Annotated in this window: 20 protein-coding genes; 12 read left to right on the forward strand and 8 right to left on the reverse strand. The window is 60.7% G+C overall.

The window, feature by feature from the left end:
• Positions 1–15: 15 nt before the first annotated feature.
• Positions 16–393, reverse strand: a complete 378-nt coding sequence (locus ACM6JM_RS08620) for a fe2+ zn2+ uptake regulation protein (protein ID WP_414881677.1) — start codon at positions 391–393, stop codon at positions 16–18.
• A gap of 294 nt (positions 394–687) precedes the next feature.
• On the opposite strand from ACM6JM_RS08620, the gene ACM6JM_RS08625 reads away from it, so the two are divergent.
• Positions 688–3,024, forward strand: a complete 2,337-nt coding sequence (locus ACM6JM_RS08625) for an acylase (RefSeq protein ID WP_414881678.1) — start codon at positions 688–690, stop codon at positions 3,022–3,024.
• A gap of 62 nt (positions 3,025–3,086) precedes the next feature.
• Here ACM6JM_RS08625 and ACM6JM_RS08630 read toward each other — a convergent pair whose 3' ends face one another.
• Positions 3,087–4,088, reverse strand: coding sequence for a FecR family protein (locus ACM6JM_RS08630; RefSeq protein ID WP_039768155.1), 1,002 nt, complete (start codon positions 4,086–4,088; stop codon positions 3,087–3,089).
• A gap of 154 nt (positions 4,089–4,242) precedes the next feature.
• On the opposite strand from ACM6JM_RS08630, the gene ACM6JM_RS08635 reads away from it, so the two are divergent.
• Entirely contained in the window at positions 4,243–4,512 is a 270-nt protein-coding gene (locus tag ACM6JM_RS08635; protein ID WP_039768157.1) for a PepSY domain-containing protein, read from the forward strand.
• Positions 4,513–4,560: 48 nt separating this feature from the next.
• On the opposite strand, the gene ACM6JM_RS08640 is transcribed toward ACM6JM_RS08635, so the two are convergent.
• Entirely contained in the window at positions 4,561–9,348 is a 4,788-nt protein-coding gene (locus ACM6JM_RS08640; protein WP_414881679.1) for a dermonecrotic toxin domain-containing protein, read from the reverse strand.
• 207 nt (positions 9,349–9,555) lie between these two features.
• Between ACM6JM_RS08640 and ACM6JM_RS08645 the strand changes: the two genes are divergently transcribed.
• Entirely contained in the window at positions 9,556–10,587 is a 1,032-nt protein-coding gene (locus tag ACM6JM_RS08645; protein WP_414881680.1) for an Ldh family oxidoreductase, read from the forward strand.
• Between the two features lie 56 nt (positions 10,588–10,643).
• Here ACM6JM_RS08645 and ACM6JM_RS08650 read toward each other — a convergent pair whose 3' ends face one another.
• On the reverse strand, positions 10,644–10,961 hold the full coding sequence (locus ACM6JM_RS08650; RefSeq protein WP_007957537.1) for a DUF883 family protein: 318 nt from the start codon (positions 10,959–10,961) through the stop codon (positions 10,644–10,646).
• A 153-nt stretch (positions 10,962–11,114) separates the two neighbouring features.
• Between ACM6JM_RS08650 and ACM6JM_RS08655 the strand changes: the two genes are divergently transcribed.
• Entirely contained in the window at positions 11,115–11,369 is a 255-nt protein-coding gene (locus tag ACM6JM_RS08655; protein WP_007957535.1) for a hypothetical protein, read from the forward strand.
• On the opposite strand, the gene ACM6JM_RS08660 is transcribed toward ACM6JM_RS08655, so the two are convergent.
• Positions 11,370–12,284 (reverse strand): LysR family transcriptional regulator, encoded by a 915-nt coding sequence (locus ACM6JM_RS08660; RefSeq protein ID WP_414881681.1) that lies wholly within the window; start codon positions 12,282–12,284, stop codon positions 11,370–11,372.
• 84 nt (positions 12,285–12,368) lie between these two features.
• Here ACM6JM_RS08660 and ACM6JM_RS08665 point away from each other — a divergent pair, with 84 nt between their 5' ends.
• Positions 12,369–13,292, forward strand: a complete 924-nt coding sequence (locus tag ACM6JM_RS08665) for a carbon-nitrogen hydrolase family protein (RefSeq protein ID WP_414881682.1) — start codon at positions 12,369–12,371, stop codon at positions 13,290–13,292.
• Between the two features lie 142 nt (positions 13,293–13,434).
• Here the strand turns inward: ACM6JM_RS08665 and ACM6JM_RS08670 are convergent, their stop codons facing one another.
• The 3 genes from ACM6JM_RS08670 to ACM6JM_RS08680 form a co-directional block, all read right to left on the reverse strand.
• Complete coding sequence (locus ACM6JM_RS08670; RefSeq protein ID WP_039768163.1) at positions 13,435–13,908, reverse strand: LEA type 2 family protein; 474 nt, start codon at positions 13,906–13,908, stop codon at positions 13,435–13,437.
• A 69-nt stretch (positions 13,909–13,977) separates the two neighbouring features.
• Entirely contained in the window at positions 13,978–15,444 is a 1,467-nt protein-coding gene (locus ACM6JM_RS08675) for a nucleobase:cation symporter-2 family protein (RefSeq protein WP_085611690.1), read from the reverse strand.
• Between the two features lie 99 nt (positions 15,445–15,543).
• The gene (locus ACM6JM_RS08680) at positions 15,544–16,443 is read right to left on the reverse strand and encodes a LysR family transcriptional regulator (protein WP_414881683.1); all 900 of its coding nucleotides are present in this window, start codon (positions 16,441–16,443) and stop codon (positions 15,544–15,546) included.
• 99 nt (positions 16,444–16,542) lie between these two features.
• On the opposite strand from ACM6JM_RS08680, the gene ACM6JM_RS08685 reads away from it, so the two are divergent.
• The 7 genes from ACM6JM_RS08685 to ACM6JM_RS08715 all read left to right on the forward strand — a co-directional run bounded on the left by ACM6JM_RS08685 (position 16,543) and on the right by ACM6JM_RS08715 (position 22,156).
• Complete coding sequence (locus tag ACM6JM_RS08685; RefSeq protein ID WP_414881684.1) at positions 16,543–17,634, forward strand: polyamine ABC transporter substrate-binding protein; 1,092 nt, start codon at positions 16,543–16,545, stop codon at positions 17,632–17,634.
• Positions 17,635–17,660: 26 nt separating this feature from the next.
• On the forward strand, positions 17,661–18,620 hold the full coding sequence (gene speB / locus ACM6JM_RS08690) for an agmatinase (RefSeq protein ID WP_163975101.1): 960 nt from the start codon (positions 17,661–17,663) through the stop codon (positions 18,618–18,620).
• 89 nt (positions 18,621–18,709) lie between these two features.
• The gene (locus tag ACM6JM_RS08695; protein WP_039768169.1) at positions 18,710–19,426 is read left to right on the forward strand and encodes a helix-turn-helix transcriptional regulator; all 717 of its coding nucleotides are present in this window, start codon (positions 18,710–18,712) and stop codon (positions 19,424–19,426) included.
• A 51-nt stretch (positions 19,427–19,477) separates the two neighbouring features.
• Positions 19,478–19,819 (forward strand): nuclear transport factor 2 family protein, encoded by a 342-nt coding sequence (locus ACM6JM_RS08700; protein WP_007957516.1) that lies wholly within the window; start codon positions 19,478–19,480, stop codon positions 19,817–19,819.
• Positions 19,820–19,841: 22 nt separating this feature from the next.
• Positions 19,842–20,960: a cell division protein ZapE gene (gene zapE, locus ACM6JM_RS08705; RefSeq protein ID WP_414881685.1), complete on the forward strand. Its 1,119-nt coding sequence runs from the start codon at positions 19,842–19,844 to the stop codon at positions 20,958–20,960.
• Positions 20,961–20,978: 18 nt separating this feature from the next.
• Positions 20,979–21,560 carry a DinB family protein gene (locus tag ACM6JM_RS08710; protein WP_103386140.1) on the forward strand — a complete coding sequence of 194 codons (582 nt, stop codon included), beginning with the start codon at positions 20,979–20,981 and terminating at the stop codon, positions 21,558–21,560.
• 98 nt (positions 21,561–21,658) lie between these two features.
• On the forward strand, positions 21,659–22,156 hold the full coding sequence (locus tag ACM6JM_RS08715; protein ID WP_039768172.1) for a GNAT family N-acetyltransferase: 498 nt from the start codon (positions 21,659–21,661) through the stop codon (positions 22,154–22,156).
• The last annotated feature ends 66 nt before the right edge of the window (positions 22,157–22,222 follow it).

The raw sequence follows: 22,222 nt of genomic DNA on the forward strand, positions 1-22,222 counted from the left end.
CGTCTGCCGCGTGCTTCAATCGTGGTTGAGCACGGCGGCAGCCTGGGGATGGAGGCTGTAGCTCTTGTCGTCGTTGAACGTGATCACGCCTTCGGCGCACAGGCGCTTGAGCACTTCACGTACGCTGAGAAAGGACAAGGGAATGTCCAGATCCAGCAACTGGCTGTGAACACCACGCACACCAAGACGACGGTCGTCCTCGGCGGCGACCAGCAGGGTGTCGATGACTTTGAGGCGAATCAGGCTGGTGCGCAGGCCGAAGCTTTTAAGCAGCAAACGGATGCGCTCATTGCCGTGACGCTCGACCCGTTGCCCGAATACGTCGGCGTGTGAACCCATGTGCGCTCCTTGTGGGGTCTGGCTACCTTCCGATGGTAGGGGTGGGTTGTACATGCGATTACTCCTTTCAGAGCCTGATCAGGAAAGGTTTTTCGTGCTCTCTCTAAACAAGACGTTTCAGCTCGACAAATCATGAAGCGGAAAATGTAGAAAATTTGTCGTGGTTTTGTCTTTTCCCCGTGATTGCGGCACGAAACGGGTGTGTGACCGACTAAATTTTTTTCCCGCGGCTTCGTTTTCTGGACAGGCTCATTGCGCGTGACGCGTGAGTGATTTCAGAGCGAGCCGGGCCCGACGTGTTCACGGAGGCGGGCGGTTCGCTCTTCGGCATTTCGATCAGGAGCGAGCGTGACTATTTCCAGGCATTTCACCGGACTGACCCTTGCCGGCCTCTTTCTCGGGCTGAGTCTGCCGGCACAGGCGTTCAGTCCTTCCGGCCAGACCGGCGCGGATATCCGTCGCACCGGTTTTGGCGTACCGCACATCCGTGCGGAAAACGAACGCGGTCTCGGGTTCGGTATCGGTTACGCCTATGCGCAGGACAATCTGTGCCTGCTGGCCAACGAGATCGTCACGGTCAACGGCGAGCGTTCGCGCTACTTCGGGCCGGAACAATTGACGGTCGAAGAGCGCGAGAACCGTGTCAGCGACGTCTTTTTCCAATGGCTCAATACGCCGCAGGCAGTCAGTGCCTTCTGGCAAGCGCAGCCGGTCGAAGTGCGTGATCTGGTGGAAGGTTACGCCGCCGGTTACAACCGATATCTGGCCGAGCGCCGTCAGCAGGGTCTGCCGCAACAGTGCCAGGGTGAATGGGTGCGCGATATCGCCGCCGAAGATCTGGTGAAGCTGACCCGTCGTCTGTTGGTCGAGGGCGGTGTCGGCCAGTTCGCCGAAGCCCTGGCGGGTGCTACTCCGCCGCAGGCCACTGCGAAGATTGAAAACGATGCGCGGGCCTATCAACTGGCGGACACGCGCCTGCAACGCTTCGCACTGGACCGTGGCAGCAACGCCGTGGCGGTCGGCAGCGAGCGCTCCTTCAACGGCCGCGGCATGCTGCTGGCCAACCCGCATTTCCCGTGGGTCGGCGGCATGCGCTTCTATCAGATGCACCTGACCATTCCGGGCAAACTGGATGTGATGGGCGCAGCGCTGCCGGGTCTGCCAATGATCAACATCGGTTTCAACCAGCATCTGGCCTGGACCCACACCGTCGATTCGTCCAAGCATTTCACCCTTTATCGCCTGCAACTCGATCCGAAGGATCCGACCCGTTACCTGCTCGACGGCCAGTCCCTGCCGATGAGCAAGCAGACGGTCACCGTGCAGGTCAAACAGGCGGACGGCCAGGTGGTGCCGGTTTCTCGTGACGTCTACAGCTCACAGTTCGGCCCGATCGTGCAGTGGCCCGGCAAGCTCGACTGGGACAACCAGTACGCCTATAGCCTGCGCGATGCGAACCTCGACAATGATCGGGTGCTGAAACAGTGGTACGCCATGAACCGCGCCGGCAATCTCAAGGATCTGCAGGATTCGGTGCACACCATCCAGGGCATCCCGTGGGTCAACACCCTGGCCGTGGACGACAAGGGCCAGACGCTGTACATGAACCTGTCGGTGGTGCCGAACGTCAGTGCCGACAAACTGGCCAGGTGCAGCGACCCGCGCGCCGGTCTGAAAATGATCGTGCTCGACGGTTCCAACAGCGCCTGCACCTGGGACATCGACCCGCAAGCCGCGCAGAAGGGCATTTACGCTTCCAGCCAATTGCCGCAGCTGTTGCGCAAGGACTTCGTTCAGCATTCCAACGATTCGGCCTGGCTGGCCAACCCGGCACAACCGCTGACCGGTTTTTCGCCGTTGATCAGTCAGGATGGGCAACCACTGGGCCTGCGTGCGCGCTTCGCGCTGGATCGACTGGCGACCCTGAGCAAGAAAGGCCCGGTGTCGGTGCAGGATCTGCAACACATGGTGATGGACGATCAGGTGTTTCTGGCGACTCAGGTCGTACCGGATCTGTTGAAATTCTGCGCTTCTCAGTCTGAAGCGGCGCTGAAATCGGTGTGCAGCAGCCTGAAAGCGTGGGACGGCCGGGCGAATCTGGAGTCGGGCGTCGGGCTGGTGCATTTCCAGAGCATCATGCAAGCGATGCAGGAGTCGCCGCAGGCCTGGCGCGTGGTGTTCGATCCGAAGGATGCGCAACACACCCCGCGCGGGCTGGCCATTGAAAAGCCAGAAGTGGCCAAGGCACTGCGCGAGGCCATGCTGGCGTCGGCCGAAACTGCCGCCAAAATGGGCCTGACCGAGAAAACCCGTTGGGGCGATGTGCAGGTGGTCAGCAGTGGTGGCCAGCAAACGCCGATTCACGGTGGTCCCGGCACGCTGGGCATCTACAACGCCATCCAGAGCGTGCCTCGTGAAGACGGCAAGCTGGAAGTGGTCAGCGGGACCAGTTATCTGCAAGTCGTAACGTTCGACGATAAAGGTCCGCATGCCCAGGGCTTGCTGGCGTTTTCGCTGTCCAGCGATCCGGCGTCGAAGTATTCCCGGGATCAGACCGAGGCTTTTTCGAAGAAGCAGTGGAGCGTGTTGCCTTTCACCGAACAGCAGATCAAGGCCGATCCGCAGTATCAGGTGCAGACCGTGCGCGATGATCTGGAAAAGGCGGGGAAAGTCGCAGCGCAGTAATCAGCGGTTTAATCCGTCGACAGTCGCAAAGGCAGAAGGCCGCTCCCTCACGGGAACGGCCTTCAGTTTTTTGGCGGTTGCTGGGGGATCGGGTTGATCACCGGGTTGCCGTCCTTGTTGCGGGTCAGGAACACCGGCAACACTTTCGGCAAAGAACTGGCGAAGCTGTTCAGCTCCTTGATGTTGTAAATGCCGCCGACGCGGATCGAACCGGTGGCGTTGTCGGCCAGCATCAAGGGTTTGTCCAGATACCGGTTGATTTGCGGTAACGCTTCGTTCAGCGACAGGTTGTCGAGCACCAGTTTGCCGCTGCGCCAGGCCAGCGAGTTGTCATTGGCATAGGTCTGGCTGATTTGCGGGATGTCGTCGCCGTGTCTGTAGCGTGCCTGCATCGAGGGGCCCAGACGCAAGCCGTCACCGCCCAGACGGGAATTGCCGGTGACCAGCACAGAGCCCTCGATCAGGTTGACTTTCACCTGATCCTCATACATCCAGACGTTGAAACGGGTGCCTGTCACGCGAATCCTGCCTTCGGCGGCCCTGACGATGAACGGGTGGTTCAGGTCGTGGCTGACTTCGAAAAACGCCTCGCCTTTCTTCAGGGTGACGTGACGCTCGTCCTTGTAATTGCTGAAGGTCAGCTCGGTGTTGAGGTTCAGCTCGACCTGGCTGCCGTCCTCCAGGGTGACATGGCGGACATTGTCGGTGGCCGCGAAATGCTGATAGCTGTCAGGCAGCCAGCCGAGGTTCCATCCGGTCCAGGCTGCCAGCGGCAAAGCCAGTGCACAGACAGAAGCCGCCACGGCGTACTGGCGCCACGATCTGACCGGTTGGCGAATCGGCAAGACCGGTGCAGTTTCCGGACGCGGCAGGTGCTCGGCGACGTCCCATATCTCCAGCATCGCCTCATACTCGAACGCGTGAAGCGGGTGTGCATTGCGCCATTGCTCGAACGCCTGGCGCTCTTCGTTGGTGCAATCGACGGCGTGCAGGCGCATGCACCAATGCGCGGCGGCATCGGTGATCGCATCGTAATCGGCTTCCGAGAGAGTGTTCTGGGTCATTGACTCGTCCTGATTTCCCGCATTCTAACCTTGAGGGGAAGGTGCCGAGAACAAGCGTCATGTCATTTACCCATCAAACGTGGAACTTTTTAACGCCAGGATCCCCCAAAAACCAGGACATCCCGTTAACACTATCCACAAATGGAGTGAAAAAATGATCAAAAGAACCTTGGCTGCTTTCGTCGCTACCGCCAGTCTCCTGAGTGCCGGCGCGGCGCTGGCCGACCGCCCGGGCGCAGGATGGATCACCATCGAAAAGGCCATCGAAACCGTAAAAACCAAGGCCGGATATGTCGAGGTCTACGAAATCGAGGCCGACAACGACGGCTATTGGAAAGGGGAAGGGCGCAAGGCTGATGGCGCGGTGTACGAATTCCGTATCGATGGCGCATCGGGCAACGTCCTGCGCGATCAGAAGGACTGATCCCGAACGCAGTTGCGCAGGTGTTGAACCTGCGCATTTTTCCAGATTCTACGGGGCCGGCACGGGATCCAGCTGACGCCCGACTTCACAAATCAGGCGGGCTATCGAATCGGCGTTACGCAGGATGACAGCGATACGGGCGTTCGGAGACTGCTGGTCGAGAAATGCATCACGCGCCTGCCGAAGATTCTGCGTACCGGTCAACCGCAGGATTTCCGTGTGGATCAGTTCCATGCCGGGCACTTTGTCGACATCGACCCAAGTCTTTAGAACGGTGTTCCATTGCGCGAACAATTGTGAGCGGGGCGTGCTGAGCGACAAGGCTGAACGCTGCTCGGAGTCAAGTTCGTTGTACAGCTTCTTACCCTCGGTCGTAATCGTTGATATCAACTCTATGAACGGTTCCCGCGCCCTGAGGGTAGCGATATCCAGCGCCTTGCTGAATTGATGGGAAAACTCGTGTATCAACGTCGACGCCTGCGCATGGCCATCCACATCGAACTGCTCAAGCATGAAGAGTTTGTAATGATCCAGTTGCTGTTGGAAAAAATGCTCGGTGAAATGCACGCGTTTTTCTGTATCGCCTTCCAGTACAAATGCGATGACGTCATGCAGCAATTTGTTCGAGCCGACAACGAACCGGTCGGTATTGAGTAACTCATCGGCTGGGTCCACCAGCGCATTGCAGATGGGCACAATCGCCTCGCTGATCCTTGTGAGAATTGCGGGTGTGATCTTTGGCACATTGAAGAAGTCCTTCAGGAAGCTGTTCACCCGTGAATGGATGGCGCCGTTGGCGAGCGGGACCAGGTTATGCAGACAATAGAAGGCGTAGCGTCGGGCCAGGTCGATTGCATTCACCAGCGCCCGGGCTTTCAGAGGAAACCTGACTCGGATTTCATCCATTCCCTGCGCCTCGATATTCAGCATGATGCGGCGCAGGTTCGCGAGGCTATTGCGTTCGATCATTCTGCCGAACGCCTGGCCGTAGTGGACGATCTGGTCATCAGCGATTCGCACCATGCGAGGGCCGGACTTCTCGAACAGCGGCCCCTTTGCCCCAGCGTTTGCCAAACGCCAGGCGTTACCGCTTTTGACGACCTGATAAACCTTGCCATCAACCGCAGCGAAATCGCGGTTGCGCGATACCTGCAGGTAAGTGCCCTGGTTCGGGCTGAGCTTCAGATCCTTGAGTGCGATGTCCGTCACCTCGAACGATTGCAACGATGTGCGTCCGGGCGAAGTCAGATCGATGTCGGCCAGGCCTGACACGACGGTTTCTTTTACCTGTCCTGCTCCCGTTGTGGTTTCGCCCGATATTTGCGGAAGCAGACCCACTTGCACCATTTGTGCTGCGCCCTGGACAAATGATTTGAGTGCCCGTTTCCAATGGTGAGTCTGCAGGGCCTCGGCGGAATCCTTGAACGCGTCATAGGCTTTCCAGAGAATGGGAATGAAGCCAAGTTTGCCCGGCAATACACCGCTGAGCCGTCTAATCTGCTGGCTGAACAGGGTCTTCGCCGTCTCCCAATCGAACGCCGAGTCCGTTTTTTTCTGGGCGTTCAAATGCTGTTCCAGAAGCATGAGGTTGTTGTTGTAGAAGTGTTCCAGCAGATTCCCTTCAATTGCCTTGATGGCGAGCTTCATCTCGCTGGTTTGACCCATGGAAGACGCCAGCAGGTTGCGAAATATCGCGCGCTCGCTGTCAGGCAGTCGCCGCAGCAGCAGGTTTTGTAGCAGCCCCGGCATGTTGAGGGCTGCAATCAGTTTTTTTTCGTCTTCGAACTCCTGGAAGATCTGCTCGGCATACGGCGCATAGAGCACCAGGGGACCCTTGTGCCCGCCGCCTGGAGTAAAAACGTATATCCCCTGCACGGATACGGCGGTGGCTCCGGCAGTCTTGATCAGCGCCAGCGGGCAAGCGATGGCATGTGCGTCTTGCACCGCTGCTCGGGCAAGGGCATCGGGCATGTCCAGTACCTGCTGAATCAGACCAAAGGCACTGTCTGACAGATGTTGCTGCAGTTTTGCTGCGTGGGCGTGTTGCAGCAGCTGCCAAGGCAACTGACGGAAAAAACGTTGCTTGCGTTTATGGCTTCCGGGGTCGCTCGCCGACAACGCGCTGACCACTTTGCGGGCATAAGTGGTGGGTATCTCCAGTGACAGCAGCATTTGCGTCACGGCGCTTTGGTCCAGTGTGGTGGGCAAGGTGGTGGCGTTTTTCGAGGTGATACTGAAACGGGTGCCTTGGGCGACGTTGATGTGATTCAGGGCAAATTCGACCAGTGATCGCGCGGGGCCGGCCAATGCCAGGCTGGGGGTGATTTCAATTTCATGCGGGTCCAGACGAGTGTCCGGAAATCGGCTGTCGAGCATCGATTTCAGTGTCTGCTCGACATAACCAACCAGTGAGGGTATGCCGGACAGGTAATCCTCGTCGTCAGTGACGCTTCGATACCACTGTTCCAGTATCTCCACATGCCGTTTTTGCTCCTGGACCGGGGCCATCCCCAGCCAGGCGGGAAGTGTCTGCTGAGTGGCAATCGCCCGGGCGTGCGCGCTGGCCAAGGACAGATTGTCGGCCAGGCAAACATCACGCAGTTTTTCCAGCGCCTTGTCACGGCGTTTGGTGTCCTTGACCCGTTCACGCACTTGTTGGCAGCGATCCAGATAGTGGCCGATGGTGGACTGCATGCACTCATGCAACACATTGCCGTGGATATATTGAAACGGTCCAAGGCTGTACCGTTGATGAGGCAGGTATTGCGAAGGCACGATGTTTTCCAGCAGTAAGAGGCGTTGGTCGCCGTCGTTCAGGCGCCGTTTCAATACCTGCCGGGCAACGGCTACGGTATCGAAAACTTCCAGCCCGAGGGCGGGCGTCCACAGCACGGCGCGGCCCGAATGCTGTTCATCGAGCCCGCCCCGCTCGGTGATGAAGACGCAATGGGCCAGGGGCACCGGCGTCGGCTGGGCGGAACACTCGAGCGTCAACGTGTAGGCATCCGGGCGGAAGCCATTGAGGGCGGAGCGCTGTGCACGACTCGGCTGATCGGCATTGATGACATTGCTGACTATGGCCTGCATCGAGGCATTCAGGGACCCATTGAGCAATCTGAGTCGGGCCTCGCCGTTGACCCCCAGAAACCATGCCTGTGCCAGATCCGGTTTCAGGCGCTCGAGCCAGTAGCGCTGGATCGCCAGATTCGCCATCGGTTGAGCCCTCAGTTGCTTGAGGATGGGCGCAGCCACCGAATCGAATGTCTTGATCGCTGCAAGCGCCTTGTCCGCCAGCACCATGGAAGGTTGCTGATTGCCGGAAATCACCGGGTGCGTGCTCCACCGTCCCCCTGTATCGATTTTCTGCAACTGGTCATGGATCATCGAGCGGATGTCCAGGCTCTTGTCGAACAGCGCATGCAGGTTCACGGCCCCGTCGCTGTGGCGAAAGACTTGCAGCGCATATTCGATGTTCTGCCGTTGTTTGGTGATGATTGACTCGAACAGAATTCTGAAAATGTCACCGACAAGCCGCTCGCCGGACACCTGCGGTTGTCCGAAGCCGAGAAAACGATTGCGTTCTTCCAGGCTCAGCAGTCCATAGAGTTCGTCTTCGTGGCCCTTGGCGAGGAATTTTGCCTTCAGCGTATCCTTGAGGTCCCTGTAATCCTTGAGCAATTGCAACCCTTGAGCGGGCGTGTAGAGGAAGGCATGAGGCCCACTGATCATCAGTGAGCCCGCCAGTTCTACAAAATTGGCTTCGCGCTCCCAGAGACGTACGTTTTCCACGACTGGAAAGTGAACGGCCTGAGTGACCGGTCGAATCAATTGCTGCAGCGTGTTGAATTGACCGGCATCGATGACACCGCTTTCGCGCCTGGACATCCATTCGTTATGTGCCTGATCTCCCAGCGCCTGGCCAAAGAGGGTACGTCGCGACATTCCGAGAGCGGATGGTGCATCCCAATAACGCTCCAGGTGCCGGAACAACAGCGCAGGCAGTTTGTTTGCGGCCTGTTTCACAGCGTTTTCCCAATGTGCCTGATCACCGGTCGCCGGGGTCCTGCCCGGATTGGAAAAGCGCGGTGGTTGCGCGGTTGGCCAGTTCTGGTGGCGGTAATAGGTCAGTACCGCATCACTCAGACTCATGAAGTCGAACCAATGACCGTCGCTCATGCGTTGTCTTTCGTCACGGTCTCCAGCGGTTCGATCGAAGCTGACCTGGGTGCGGCTTTGCGACAGTGACCCGAAATGAGGCTTGAGCAGCTCATCCAGCACCGCATCCAGAAGCTGTCTGAGTGTCGGAAGTTTTTTCAGCTCTTCGCACATCATTTCGGCGTTCAGCAGCAGGCACTGTTGAAAGTCCGCCGATTGCTCGGCGAAGGCATCGCCTTTGAGGTTGGTGAACGTTATTGAAATACGCTTCGCATCCTGCAACCGCTGGCGCAGTGGCAGGGCGAGAAATGCCAGCAGTTTGTCTTGCTCATCGACGTCGTTGAGTCGTTGTTCGAGCCGCTCTTTCAAATCGGCACGGTTGGGGAACTTCTGGATGCCCGCCTGTGGGGTATAGAGGATCAGCCCCTTGTCGTCCGGCGTTTCACCGATGACAAACGCGCCAGCCAACGGCAACGGCTGCACTTCGGCAGCGTGAAGCAGAAGACGCTCTATCACCATCGGCGGGTCTTGCTGGCGGCGCAGGGCGTCGGACGCCAGCCTGGCATGGGCGAGCCATCGGAAATCCTTTTCACTCAAGCCATGGGCCTTGCCCAGTTTGGGCCACAGACCCGGTGAGTCAAAGGTTTCGGGGAATAACAACGGTGGAGTGGGGGCTGACATCTCGAGTCTCGATAAGGGCGTTTGCACGCGTGGATTGATCGAAACCCGAGGCTAAAAAAATCGTGTCTGGTGCCGGTGGTAAATACATATCGCGCCCGGGTCGATGCGCATGCCAGGGTTGACAGGTTGTCGGCTGCATGTGGTTAATCGCCGTTGCGGGTTGTCCGTTCGCTGTTGTTCCCTCCAATAATTACTCTGGAGCTTCAGATGTCTGCGCCACACGATCATTCGCTCTCGTCCACGGTGTCCCTGGACGAGCTGACTCAACTGCTGGAAAAGATTTTCACCCGTCACGGCACCTCGGCCGAAGTCGCCAGAACGCTGGCCGCCAATTGCGCCAACGCCGAGCGGGACGGTGCGCACAGTCACGGCGTATTCCGGATCCCCGGTTATGTCTCGACGCTCAACAGCGGCTGGGTCAACGGCCAGGCCGTGCCGAAAGTCGAGGACGTGGCTTCAGGGTTCGTCAGCGTCGATGCCGGCAACGGTTTTGCCCAGCCTGCGCTGTCGGCGGCACGTGCGCTGCTGGTGGAAAAGGCCCGCAGTGCCGGGATCGCGGTGTTGGCGATCCGTAATTCCCATCACTTCGCCGCGCTGTGGCCGGACGTCGAGCCTTTCGCCGATGAAGGTCTGGTGGCGTTGAGCGTGGTCAACAGCATGACCTGCGTGGTACCCCACGGTGCCGACCGGCCATTGTTCGGCACCAACCCGATCGCCTTCGCCGCACCCCGGGCTGACGGTGCGCCGATCGTGTTCGACCTGGCCACCAGCGCCATCGCCCATGGCGACGTGCAGATCGCAGCGCGCAAAGGCGAGAAACTGCCGGCGGGCATGGGGGTCGACAGCCTAGGCCAGCCGACCTGCGACCCAAAGGCGATTCTGGAAGGCGGTGCATTGCTGCCGTTTGGCGGACACAAAGGCTCGGCGCTGTCGATGATGGTCGAGCTGCTGGCCGCCGCGCTGACCGGTGGCAATTTCTCGTTCGAGTTCAACTGGAAGAACCATCTCGGCGCCAAGACCCCGTGGACCGGTCAGTTGCTGATCGTGATAGATCCAAGCAAGACCGCTGGGCAAAGCTTTGCCGAACGCAGTCAGGAACTGGTGCGGCAGATGCACGGGGTAGGGCTCAAGCGTTTGCCGGGGGATCGGCGGCATTTGCAGCGGGCCAGATCATTGGCCAAAGGGATCGAGCTGGATCAGCAGACCCTGTCGCAGCTGCGTGAACTGGCCGGCGAATGAGTTTGTGCCTGGCATGAAAAAGGCGAGCCCGAGGGGCTCGCCTTTTTTGTTCGCGCTCAGCGGCGACCGAGCAACAATCCGACTACCAGGCCGAACCCGGCGGAAATCGCCACGGTCTGCCACGGGTGCCCGCCGATGTAGCTCTCGGTGGCGTCCACCGCCGGTTTGGTGCGGTCACGCACGCTGGTGACCGAATCCAGCGCCTGCTGCAATTTCTGGGCGATTTGCCCGCGCAGGGTCTCCGCTTCCTCGCCGACCAGGGATGCACTGCTCTTGAGCAGTTTTTCCGACTCTTCGATCAGCGCCTGAAGTTCACTGAAGGCCTGATCCTTGATTTGGTCTTCGGCGGCTTGAACGGCGGTTTTCCGGGCCATTGGGTGACTCCTTGCAGGTGAATGGACAGTGAACAATGGAGTGTGGCGCGCCTTGAAAAGTTGCAGCGATTTTCCATCCGGAACAAAAACCAGCGTCAGAGGTTTCCGTCCAGCGTGTAAGATGTCGCCATTTCATGCAGCAGGTAATTCCCGATGAGTTTCAATCTGGCCGACAAATCCCTCGCAGAGCGCGCCGCGCTGGAAGATGAGAAATCCCGACTGTTCGAACTCTGGCAGAACAATCTGGGCAAAGCCAAGGGCGAGGCCGCGCGATTGTTCGGCGAGCGCTCCAAGCGCAAGGGCAAATGGGCCGAGTTCGTGCGCGCCGAACTGGACGGCATGTCGCCGCCGGAATTCGCCAACATGGTGCGCAGTGAAGTCAATCGCCTGATGGCGGCCAACAAGTAATCACTCGGCCCTGAAACTGGCGCCTATCGCTTCGCGCACGGTCAGCACCACCGGATCGATCTGGGTGCTGGTGCGCCAGCCCAGTTCGATCGGATAACGCGGCAGCGCCAGCGGGCAGGGCAGCAGCACCAGCCCGCTCAGTGAGGCAATGGCCTGCGCGGCGTGGGTCGGAATGGTCGCCACCGCCTCGCTGCCCTTGAGCAGATGCGGCAACGCCGCGAAATGCGTGGTCGAGGCGCAGACCCGGCGAGTCCGGCCCAGCGCCGCGAGCCCTTCATCGGTGATCCCGATAAAACCGCCCGACGACACCAGCAGGTGCTCGCGAGTGACGAATTCCTCCAGATCGATTTGCTGCTGGCCCGGCGCCAGGCTCGCCGGATCCACCAGACACGCGTAACCCCCTTCACCCAACACCTGACGGCTGAGCAGCCGCTCGGCAAATCCGCCGGCGGTGATCGCCAGATCGATGCTGCGCTCCATCAGCGCCCGGGCGACGATCTGGCTGTGGGTCTGGCGGAAAATCAGGCGCAGTTTCGGTGCGCGGCGGGCGATTTCCTCGATCAGGCGCCGGCCGTAAGCGATTTCGAAATCGTCCGAAAGGCCCACAGTGACCGAGCGTCCTTCGTAATGATTGGCGGTCTGGTCGACCATCGCCAGGCTTTGCCGGCATTTATTCAGGGCATCGCTGACCACCGGTTTCAACTGGTTGGCCTTGAGCGTGGGCGCCAGTCCCCGGCCGGTACGCACGAACAATTGATCGCCATACACCTCGCGCAGCCGGCGCAAGGCCGCGCTGACCGCCGATTGGGTTACGCCCAGACGCAACGCCGCGCGGCTGGCACTGGATTCTTCATGCAGGGCTTCAAAGACTTTCAGCAGGTTGAGGTCGACGGTTGCGATATTCATCTGGTTCATATCATTCAGCAGTGGATCGGTCTTTATTCATGATCCCGTGGCGCCGGAGAATGAGCAACACCTGAACTTCACGGAGTGACCGTCATGCCCAAATCAATCGTTGCCGCCCTGCAGATCGGCGCCTTGCCCGGTGGCAAGGCTGAAACCCTGGAACAGATCCTGAGCTGGGAAACCGCGATCATCGAATCCGGCGCCGCGCTGGTGGTGATGCCCGAAGCGTTGCTCGGCGGCTACCCGAAAGGCGAGGGCTTCGGCACGCAGTTGGGTTATCGCTTGCCGGAAGGCCGTGAGGCCTACGCCCGTTATTTTGCCAACGCCATCGACGTGCCGGGTGCGGAAACCGAAGCGCTGGCCGGGCTGTCGGCGCGCACTGGCGCCAATCTGGTAATCGGCGTGATCGAACGGGCCGGCAGCACCTTGCATTGCACCGCGCTGTATTTCGACCCGCAGGCCGGCCTGGTGGCCAAACACCGCAAACTGATGCCAACCGGCACCGAACGGCTGATCTGGGGCAAGGGCGACGGTTCGACGCTGCCGGTGCTCGACACTCAGGTCGGCAAACTCGGCGCCGTGATCTGCTGGGAAAACATGATGCCGCTGATGCGCACGGCGATGTACGCAAAAGGCATCGAGGTCTGGTGTGCGCCGACCGTGGACGAACGCGAGATGTGGCAGGTCAGCATGCGCCACATCGCCCACGAAGGGCGCTGCTTTGTGGTCAGCGCCTGTCAGGTGCAGGCCTCGCCGAATGAGTTGGGCGTGGAAGTTACCAACTGGCCGGGGGATAGACCGCTGATCGCCGGCGGCAGCGTGATCGTCGGGCCGATGGGCGATGTGCTGGCCGGACCGTTGCGCGGCGAGGCCGGACTGCTTACCGCCGAGATCGACACCGCCGAACTGGTGCGTGCCCGCTATGACTACGACGTGGTCGGCCACTATGCGCGACCGGATGTGTTCGAGTTGAGCGTCGATGAGCGGGCGAAACCGGGTGTGCGTTTCACCGCATGATCTGACTGTCAATACAAAAACTGTGGGAGCTGGCTTGCCAGCGATGGGGCCGTATCAGTCACCGTCACCGTGGCTGACACTCCGCTATCGCTGGCAAGCCAGCTCCCATAAGGATTTGTGAACAGTTTGAAAGTTATGAAACCTACCAGGTGGCAGCACTGGCCCTCGGCAGACTCAGCTTGCCGGTATCGACAAAGCGCATCGTGCCAAACAGCCCGCCCGCCAGTTTGCCGCGTAGCACATAGGGCAGGTTGTCGAGGGTTTGGGTCTGGCTCAGGCCGAGGGTCTGGCGCAGCACCGAGAACGCGGAAATGCTCACCGGGACGCTGACGATGGTTTCGGAGAACCGTGGGATCGAGCCGGTCTGATCGCTCACACCCGACGCCAGCGAATGGCCGTTGACCTCCAGATCCAGCGCGATGCCGTTGTAGTCGATGGGCGTTTCGTTGGGGTTCTGCACCCGCAGCTTGATCGCGAAGCGCACTTCCAGATCCTGGCTCGGCAGCGGTTCGAGGCCAACCACGTTGATGTTCACCGGGTCGCGGTTGGGAAACAGCGCGCAGGCGCTGAGGGAGAGCAGAAGCAGGGACAGGATGACGGCTTGGAGGCGGCGCATTGATGCTCTCTCATTGAAAAAGGGCTGAACCGTTGCCGGTATCAGCCCTTTTTGATGGAGCGGACAGGATCAACGGTTCAACTGTGCGACAGCGGCGTTTGTTGCGGGTTCAGCTTTGGCCGGCAGGTCGGGGTTTTCCATGACCTGAAGGATAGAGGCTTCCGGGTCGAAGTCATCCTCTTCCAGCTCGATGAATTCTTCCGGCAGGAAGATATTCAGCACGATCGCACACAGCGCGCCAACGGTGATCGGCGATTCGAAAATATTGCGCAGCGCCTGCGGCAGCTCGCGCAGCACTTCCGGCACGGCGGCGATGCCCAGGCCCATGCCGACGGAAATCGCCACGATCAGCATGTTGCGCCGATGCAGGCCGGCTTCGGCGAGGATCTTGATTCCGGCCACGGCCACGGTGCCGAACATCACCAGCTCTGCGCCGCCGAGCACCGGTTTCGGCATCAGTTGCAGTACCGCGCCGATCATCGGGAACAGCCCCAGCAGCACCAACAGCCCGGCAATGAAGAACGCCACGTAGCGGCTGGCGACGCCAGTGAGCTGAATCACCCCGTTGTTCTGGGCGAAGGTCACCATCGGCATGCTGTTGAACACCGCCGCCATGGCCGAGTTGAGGCCGTCGGCGAGCAGCCCGGACTTGATTCGGCGGATGTACAACGGGCCTTTGACCGGCTGCCGGGAAATCATCGAGTTGGCGGTCAGGTCACCGGCAGCCTCCAGCGGCGACACCAGGAAAATCACCGCCACCGGCACGAACGCCACCCAGTCGAAGTTGAAACCGTACTTGAACGGCACCGGCACGCTGACCACCGGCACTTCGGGCAGGTTGGCGAAGTCCACAGTGCCCATCAGCCACGCCACCACGTAGCCGAGGGTCAGGCCGATGACGATCGCGCCCAACCGCAGGAACGGCACGTCAACCCGGTTCAACACCACAATGGTGCCCAGCACCAGCGCCGCCAGAAACACATGGCTCGCCGCGCCCAGATCCGCCGCGCCGAAGCCACCGGCAATGTCGGTCATCGCCACTTTGATCAGCGACAGGCCCATCAGGGTGATGATGGTGCCGGTCACCACCGGGGTGATCAGCATGCGCAACTTGCCGATGAACTGGCTCAGCACCACTTCGATAAACGCGGCAAAGAAACACACACCGAAGATCGTCGACAGGATTTCATCGGTGCCACCGCCCCGGGCCTTGACCATGAAGCCGGCGCTGAGAATCACGCTGATAAAGGAAAAACTGGTGCCTTGCAGGCACAGCAGCCCCGAACCGACCGGGCCGAAGCGCTTGGCCTGAACGAAGGTGCCGAGGCCCGAGACGAACAGCGCCATGCTGATCAGGTACGGGATTTCACTTTGCAGGCCGAGGGCGCCGCCCATGATCAGGGTCGGGGTGATGATGCCGACGAAGCTGGCCAGTACGTGTTGCAGGGCGGCAAACACCGTTGCGGTGAAGTGCGGACGGTCGTTGAGGCCGTAGATCAGATCGTTGTTGCGCGGGGCTTTTTCAGAGACGGTCATGGTGGTTTGCGTGCCGCAATGCGGGGCCGGGTCGGAAAATGGGTGCGCAGGATGCCGTAAGAGGGGAGCGAGGGCAACGCATTAAAACTGCCCAAAAGGTCAGGTTCGACCAAAGGCTGACAGCAGATCTTCTTCAAAAGCCTTCTGTGCATCGCCGGGCACCTGCGCCCGATGGCGGGCCAGATGGAACGCCACGTCAAAGCTCAACTCGCCTTCGCGCACTGGCCGCAACAGGCCCTTGTCCTGCCATTGGCGGGCGTAATGGTCGGGCAGATAACCGACGTGCTTGCCGGACAGAATGAAGGCGAGGGTACCTTCGACCTGCTCCGAGCGCGCCGAGCAGACCTTGCCCTGAAACGGCTCGTCACTGCGCAGAAACCGGTAGGGGTGATCGACCCGGTCGCAGGCCTGCAACGCCGCATCATCGGGCGCATCGTCGGTAAACAGCGGGTGGCCGGGCGCGCAATACAGATGCTGGGTTTCGCTGAACAGCTCGCGGTAGTCGAACGCGCTCTGCACCTGGGAGAAGTAACCGATGGCCAGGTCCAGCCGCTGTTGCAGCAGCAGACGCTCCATTTCGCCGGGCATGGCGCTGATCAGCTCGATTCGCACCGATTCGTCCCGCTCGCGAAAGCGCCGGATCGCATCCGCCACCCGTTGCAGCACCGACTGATCGACCGCTTCCGACAGACCCAAGCGCACTTCACCGATCAAGCGCCCGGCGACGCCGTTGGATTGATGGCGGAAGGTTTCGATCGAATCGAACAGCGCCCGCGCGGCAATCAACAGTTGCTCGCCCTTGGGCGTCAGGCTGAAACCGCCCTTGCCCCGGTTGCACACCCGATAGCCGAGACGCGTCTCAAGCTTGGCCATTTGCTGGCTGATGCTCGACTGGCTCAGCCCCAGTTCACCCTGGGCTGCGCTGAAACCATTGGATTCGACTACGCCGAGAAACAGCCGCAGAAGCTGAAGATCGACATCGTGGAGCTGACCGAGCATCACATTACTCCTGGATAAAGTCAGGTTAACAAGCTTGATATTTTTCGAATGTATCCGGCGGCGCATCCTGCCACCACTTCCTTCGGTCAGGTGTTCGTCATGGCTCCCGTCTTCAAGCTGTGTTTGCCCGCGTTGTTGCTTACCGTCTCCATCGCCGCCCAGGCCGAAGAGAAAACGCTCAACCTCTACAGCTGGGCCGATTACGTGGCGCCGGAAACCTTGCAGCGCTTCGAAAAGGAAACTGGCATCCACGTGCGCTACGACACCTTCGATACGTCCGAGGTGCTGGAAACCAAACTGCTCACCGGCGGCAGCGGTTATGACGTGGTGGTGCCGTCGTCCAGCGTGCTGGCCCGTGGGTTGGCCGCCGGCGCGTTGAAGGAAATCCCTCACGAAGGGCTCAAGGGTTACGCCAATCTCGATCCGGATCTGCTGGAAAAACTGGCGGCGGTCGATCCCGGTAACCGTTACGGCGTGCCTTACACCTGGGGCACGCTCGGGCTGGGCATGAACGTCGAAGCCGTGAAGCAGCGGCTGCCCGACGTGCCGCTCAACAGCCTCGATCTGCTGTTCAAGCCCGCATACGCCAGCAAACTCAAGGATTGCGGGATCGCGATTCTCGATTCGCCGCAGGAAGTGATCGGTCTGGCGCTGCACTATCTCGGGAAAGATCCCTACAGCACCGACAAGAAAGATCTGGTCGCCGCCGAAGCCCTGTTGCAGAAGTTGCAGCCCTCGGTGCTGTATGTCGCCACCGGGCGGCAGATCAATGATCTGGCCAACGGCAGCGTCTGCCTGGCGCTGACCTACAACGGTGACGCGAGCATGGCCGCCGATCAGGCGCGCAAGGCCAACAAGCCGTTTGAAGTGGCTTACCGGATCCCCAAGGAAGGCACGCTGGTGTGGCAGGACAACCTCGCCATCCCCAAAGACGCGCCGCACCCGGAAGCTGCTCGCACCTTCATCGAGTTCATGTTGCGCCCCGAATCCGTGGCGGCGCTGACCAATACGCTGTTCTTTGCCACCGCCAACCAGACCGCCACGCCGCTGGTGGATGAGGCGGTGCGCAACGATCCGGACATTTACCCGAAACCCGACGTGCGCGAACGGCTGTACGCCGACCACAGCATGAGCCTCAAGGACATGCGCCAGCGCACACGCCTGTGGACCACTTTCCGTAGCCGCCAATAGCCTTTCATAACAACAGGAGCACACCGATGGACGTGCCAGTGCAAAACGATCAGGCCCTGACCCGTGACAGCCTCTACGGCACCGCTGCCGAAAGTACCTACGCCGGGATTACCAGTTTCATGCGCCGGCGCTACAGCCGCGACCTGCGCGGCGTGGACGTGGCGGTCAGCGGTGTGCCGTTCGACACCGCCACCAGCAACCGTCCCGGCGCACGTTTCGGGCCGCGCGGGATTCGCGCGGCGTCCACCGGGATTGCTTGGGAACGGCACTGGCCGTGGGCGTTCGACCCGTTCGATCATCTGGCGGTGATCGATTACGGCGATTGCGACTTCGATTACGGCTCGCCGCACACCATCCCGGAAAGCATCGAGGCCCACGCCGAGCACATTCTCAGCTCCGGCAGCGCGATGCTCACCTTCGGCGGCGATCACTTCATCAGCTATCCGCTGCTCAAGGCCCATGCGCGCAAGCACGGCACGTTGTCGCTGATCCACTTCGATGCCCACAGCGACACCTGGCCGGATGAGGCGGGCAAGCGGGTCGATCACGGCACCATGTTCTGGCACGCGGCGCGAGAAGGGCTGGTGGATCCGGCGCGTTCGGTGCAGATCGGCTTGCGCACCACCAATGACGATCATCAGGGCTTTCAGGTGCTGGACGCGCGGCAAGTGCATCGCCGTGGTTGCGAAGCCATTGTCGAAGCGATTCGCGCGCGGGTCGGCGATCACCCGGTGTACCTGACGTTCGACATCGATTGCCTGGATCCGGCCTTCGCACCGGGCACCGGTACGCCGGTCTGCGGCGGCTTGAGCACGGTACAGGCGCTGGAGATCCTCGGCGGCCTGCGCGGGATCAATCTGGTCGGAATGGATGTTGTGGAAGTCGCCCCGGCTTATGACCATGCGGACGTGACGTCGCTGGCGGCGGCAACCCTGGCCATGGAGATGCTTTGCCTGTACGCGGCCAGGCATAAAGTCGACGCGTGATCACCTCCGAGCCTGGTGAAAGCTCCTGACAATTTCTGACACCAGGCTCTGCTAAGCTGCGGCAAATTTTCTGCCCAGAGCTTCACACCGTGTCGCGAACCACTCGTCTGTTGACCCTGTTGCAAGTGCTGCGTGGCAAGAAACGCCCGGTGACCGCCGCGACGCTGGCCTCCGAGCTGGAAATCTCCGAACGCACCCTCTATCGCGATATCGCCGAACTGACCGCACTCGGTGCGCCGATCCATGGCGAGGCGGGCATCGGGTATGTGCTGCGCAGCGGTCTGTTTCTGCCGCCGCTGATGCTCAACGCCGACGAGACCGAAGCCATCGTGCTGGGCCTGCGTTATGTCGATCAGCGTGGCGACGAGGTGCTGAGCAAGGCTGCGGCGGATGCACTGGCGAAAATCGCTGCGGTGCTGGACCCGCAGGCCCAGGAGGCGCTGCGCAATCCGACCGTCATGCCCGGGCCGCCGGGTTACGGTTTTCCGCAAAACGCCGTGCCGTTGAACGTGTTCCGCCACGCCATCCGCGATCAGGCCAAGCTGCACATCGATTACGCCGATGCGCAGCAGGTGCAGAGCCAGCGGTTGATCTGGCCGCTGGCGCTGGGTTTTCTCAACGAGGTGCGGATCATCGTCGCGTGGTGCGAATTGCGCGGCGCCTATCGTACGTTTCGCACCGACCGGATTGCCGCCGCCAGCCTGCAGGGCGAGCGCTATCCGGGGCGGCGCAGCGAGCTGTTGCGCACTTGGCAGCGGCTGATGCAACTGGACGAAAACGGCCGCTTCACTCCTGACAGGAATTGACGCAGGGCTGTTCTAGGATGGCGACAGAACCCGAAAAAAGGAGCTGCACTCATGTTCCATCCCACCTCGATACTCGCCCCGGCCATCGTTGAGTACATCAATGCTGCCAATGCTCGCGATACCTCCCGGGTCGGCAGTTTTTTTGCCGAGGATGCCCACGTGTTCGATGAAGGCCATCATCAGGTCGGCCCGCAGGCCATCGCCAATTGGATGCAGGACACCGCCCAGCGCTATCAGCCGCGGGTCGAAGTGCTCGGCGTCCAGCAGCGCACCGGCAAAGTGCTGGTGCAAGGGCTGATCTCCGGAACGTTTCCCGGCAGCCCGCTGGAGCTGCGCTACACGTTCCGCCTTAACGAACAGGGCAAAATCGCTCGGCTGGATATTTCCCTGTAGCCGTCGTGGCATACTGCCGCGCATGACTATCGACTCCCCTCTGAGCGCTTGGCAATACGCCGTCGACCACAAGGGCTTCATCCAGGATGAAGCCCAGGAACACGCGGTCTGGGCCTTGCAAAAATGCCATGAAGCCCTGCACGCCGGTGCCCGTTCGGTTACCGGCGTTTACCTGTGGGGCCCGGTCGGGCGCGGCAAGACCTGGCTGATGGACCAGTTTCATCAGAGCCTGCGGGTGCCGGCGCGGCGGCAGCACTTTCACCACTTCATGGGCTGGGTGCACCAGCGCTCCTTTCAGTTGACCGGGATCGCCGATCCGTTGCGGGCCCTGGCCCGTGAGCTGGCGGCCGAAGTGCGAGTGCTGTGTTTCGACGAGCTGTTCGTCAATGACATCGGCGACGCGATCATTCTCGGGCGCTTGTTTCAAGTGATGTTCGACGAGGGCGTGGTGGTGGTCTGCACTTCCAACCTGCCACCGGATCAGCTGTATGCCGACGGCTTCAACCGCGACCGCTTTTTGCCGGCGATCACCGCGATCAAGCAGCACATGCAAGTGGTCGCGGTGAATGGCGCCGAAGATCATCGATTGCATCCCGGTGCCATCGAGCAGCGTTACTGGGTCACTCAGCCGGAGCAGGCTAGCGCGCTAAGCCAGGTGTTCGACGCCTTGGCGGCCGGGCAAACCGTCAGTGGCGAACCGGTGCCGGTCGGTTACCGTGCCTTGAACGTGGTGCAGGCCAGCGATTCGGTGCTGTGGTGCCGTTACGCCGATCTGTGCGACCAACCGTTCGCCGCCATGGATTTCATCGCGCTGTGTGACACCTACCGGGCTATCCTGTTGAGCGAGGTGCCGAACCTCAGCGCGAAAAAACGCGAGGGGCGGATCGCCCGTGGCACCGAGGATGGCGCGGAGCGGGTGGTGGCCGGCGATCGTGAATTGCCGCAGTTGTCGGTGCACGACGACGGCGTGCGCCGCTTCATCGCGCTGGTCGACGAGTGCTACGACCGCAAGGTGCCGCTGTACATCGAGGCCGAAGTGCCGATGGACGCGCTGTACACCGAGGGCTATCTGGAATTCCCGTTCCGCCGGACCCTCAGCCGCTTGCAGGAGATGCAGTTGCAACGCTTCGCCGAGACCTGAAAACACGGAGGGCGCGACATGACTCAGCCACTGTCCCATCATTTGCTGACCATGGCTTATCAGAATGCCTGGGCCAATCATCGACTGGCCAAGGCCTGGAGCCAGCTCGACGGCACGGAGCTGGCGGCGCCACGGGTCAGTTTCTTCCCGAGCATCCGCCTGACCCTCAACCATATCCTCACCTGCGACTGGTTCTACGTCGACGCGCTGGAGCGGGAGTTGCGCGGTGACGAACCGCATCCCGATTGCTACGTGTTCTTCAACGCTGACGAACCCTTCACCGAGTCACAGGCCTTGCGCCGGGAACAGGCCCATGTCGACCGCAGGCTGATCGCCTACTGCGAGCAACTGCGCGATGCCGATCTGGGGCGCATTGTCACCATCGCCCGCGACACGCCACAGCACGACAGCCGCCTGCGGATGGTTTCGCACCTGTTCGAACACCAGATCCATCATCGCGGCCAGGTTCACGCGATGCTCAGCGGCACTTCGGTGAAACCGCCGCAGCTGGACGAATTTTTCTGTGCCGGCGAGTCCGGTTTGCGGGCCGAGGATTTTGCCGAGCTGGGCTGGACCGAAGAACTCATCTGGGGCCACTGAAAACGCCGGGTTGTCGCCGGGACCTGCCTCGCGCTAAGGTCGCCGAGCCTATCAGCGCGTATCAAACGCGCCGGGGCCCCGTGCGATCGAGGAAGGAAATGGATTCCGCAGAAATTCTTGTGCTTCAAGCCAGTTACACCAATCCGGTGCATGCCGAAGCCATCGGTGTCGTACTCAATCATTACGCCGAGGACCCGATGGGCGGCGGCCATCCGATTGCCCCTGAACTGTTGCAGCAACTGCCCGCCGAACTGGCCAAGCGGCCCCACGCGTTCAGCGTCCTGGCGTTTGTCGGTGGCGAGCCGGCAGGGCTGGTGAACTGCTTTGAAGGGTTTTCCACGTTTGCCTGCAAGCCGCTGGTCAATGTGCACGACGTGTCAGTGGTGACCAAGTTTCGCGGTCTGGGGCTGAGTCAGAAAATGCTGCGCAAGGTCGAGGACATCGCCCGTCAGCGTGGTTGCTGCAAGATCACTCTGGAGGTACTCGAAGGTAACGCCATAGCGCAAAATTCCTATGCCAAATTCGGCTTCGCGCCAGGCATGTTCGACCCGAATCACGGGCGCATGCTGTTCTGGATCAAGGATTTGCAGGCGTAAAAAAAAGGCGCCCGGAAAGGGCGCCCAACTGTCATCTGCGAAGCCAGAGCGAGCCATCGCAGGTCC

Origin of the sequence: Pseudomonas sp. IT-P2, assembly GCF_949767575.1 — a bacterium.
GTDB lineage: Bacteria > Pseudomonadota > Gammaproteobacteria > Pseudomonadales > Pseudomonadaceae > Aquipseudomonas > Aquipseudomonas pharyngis.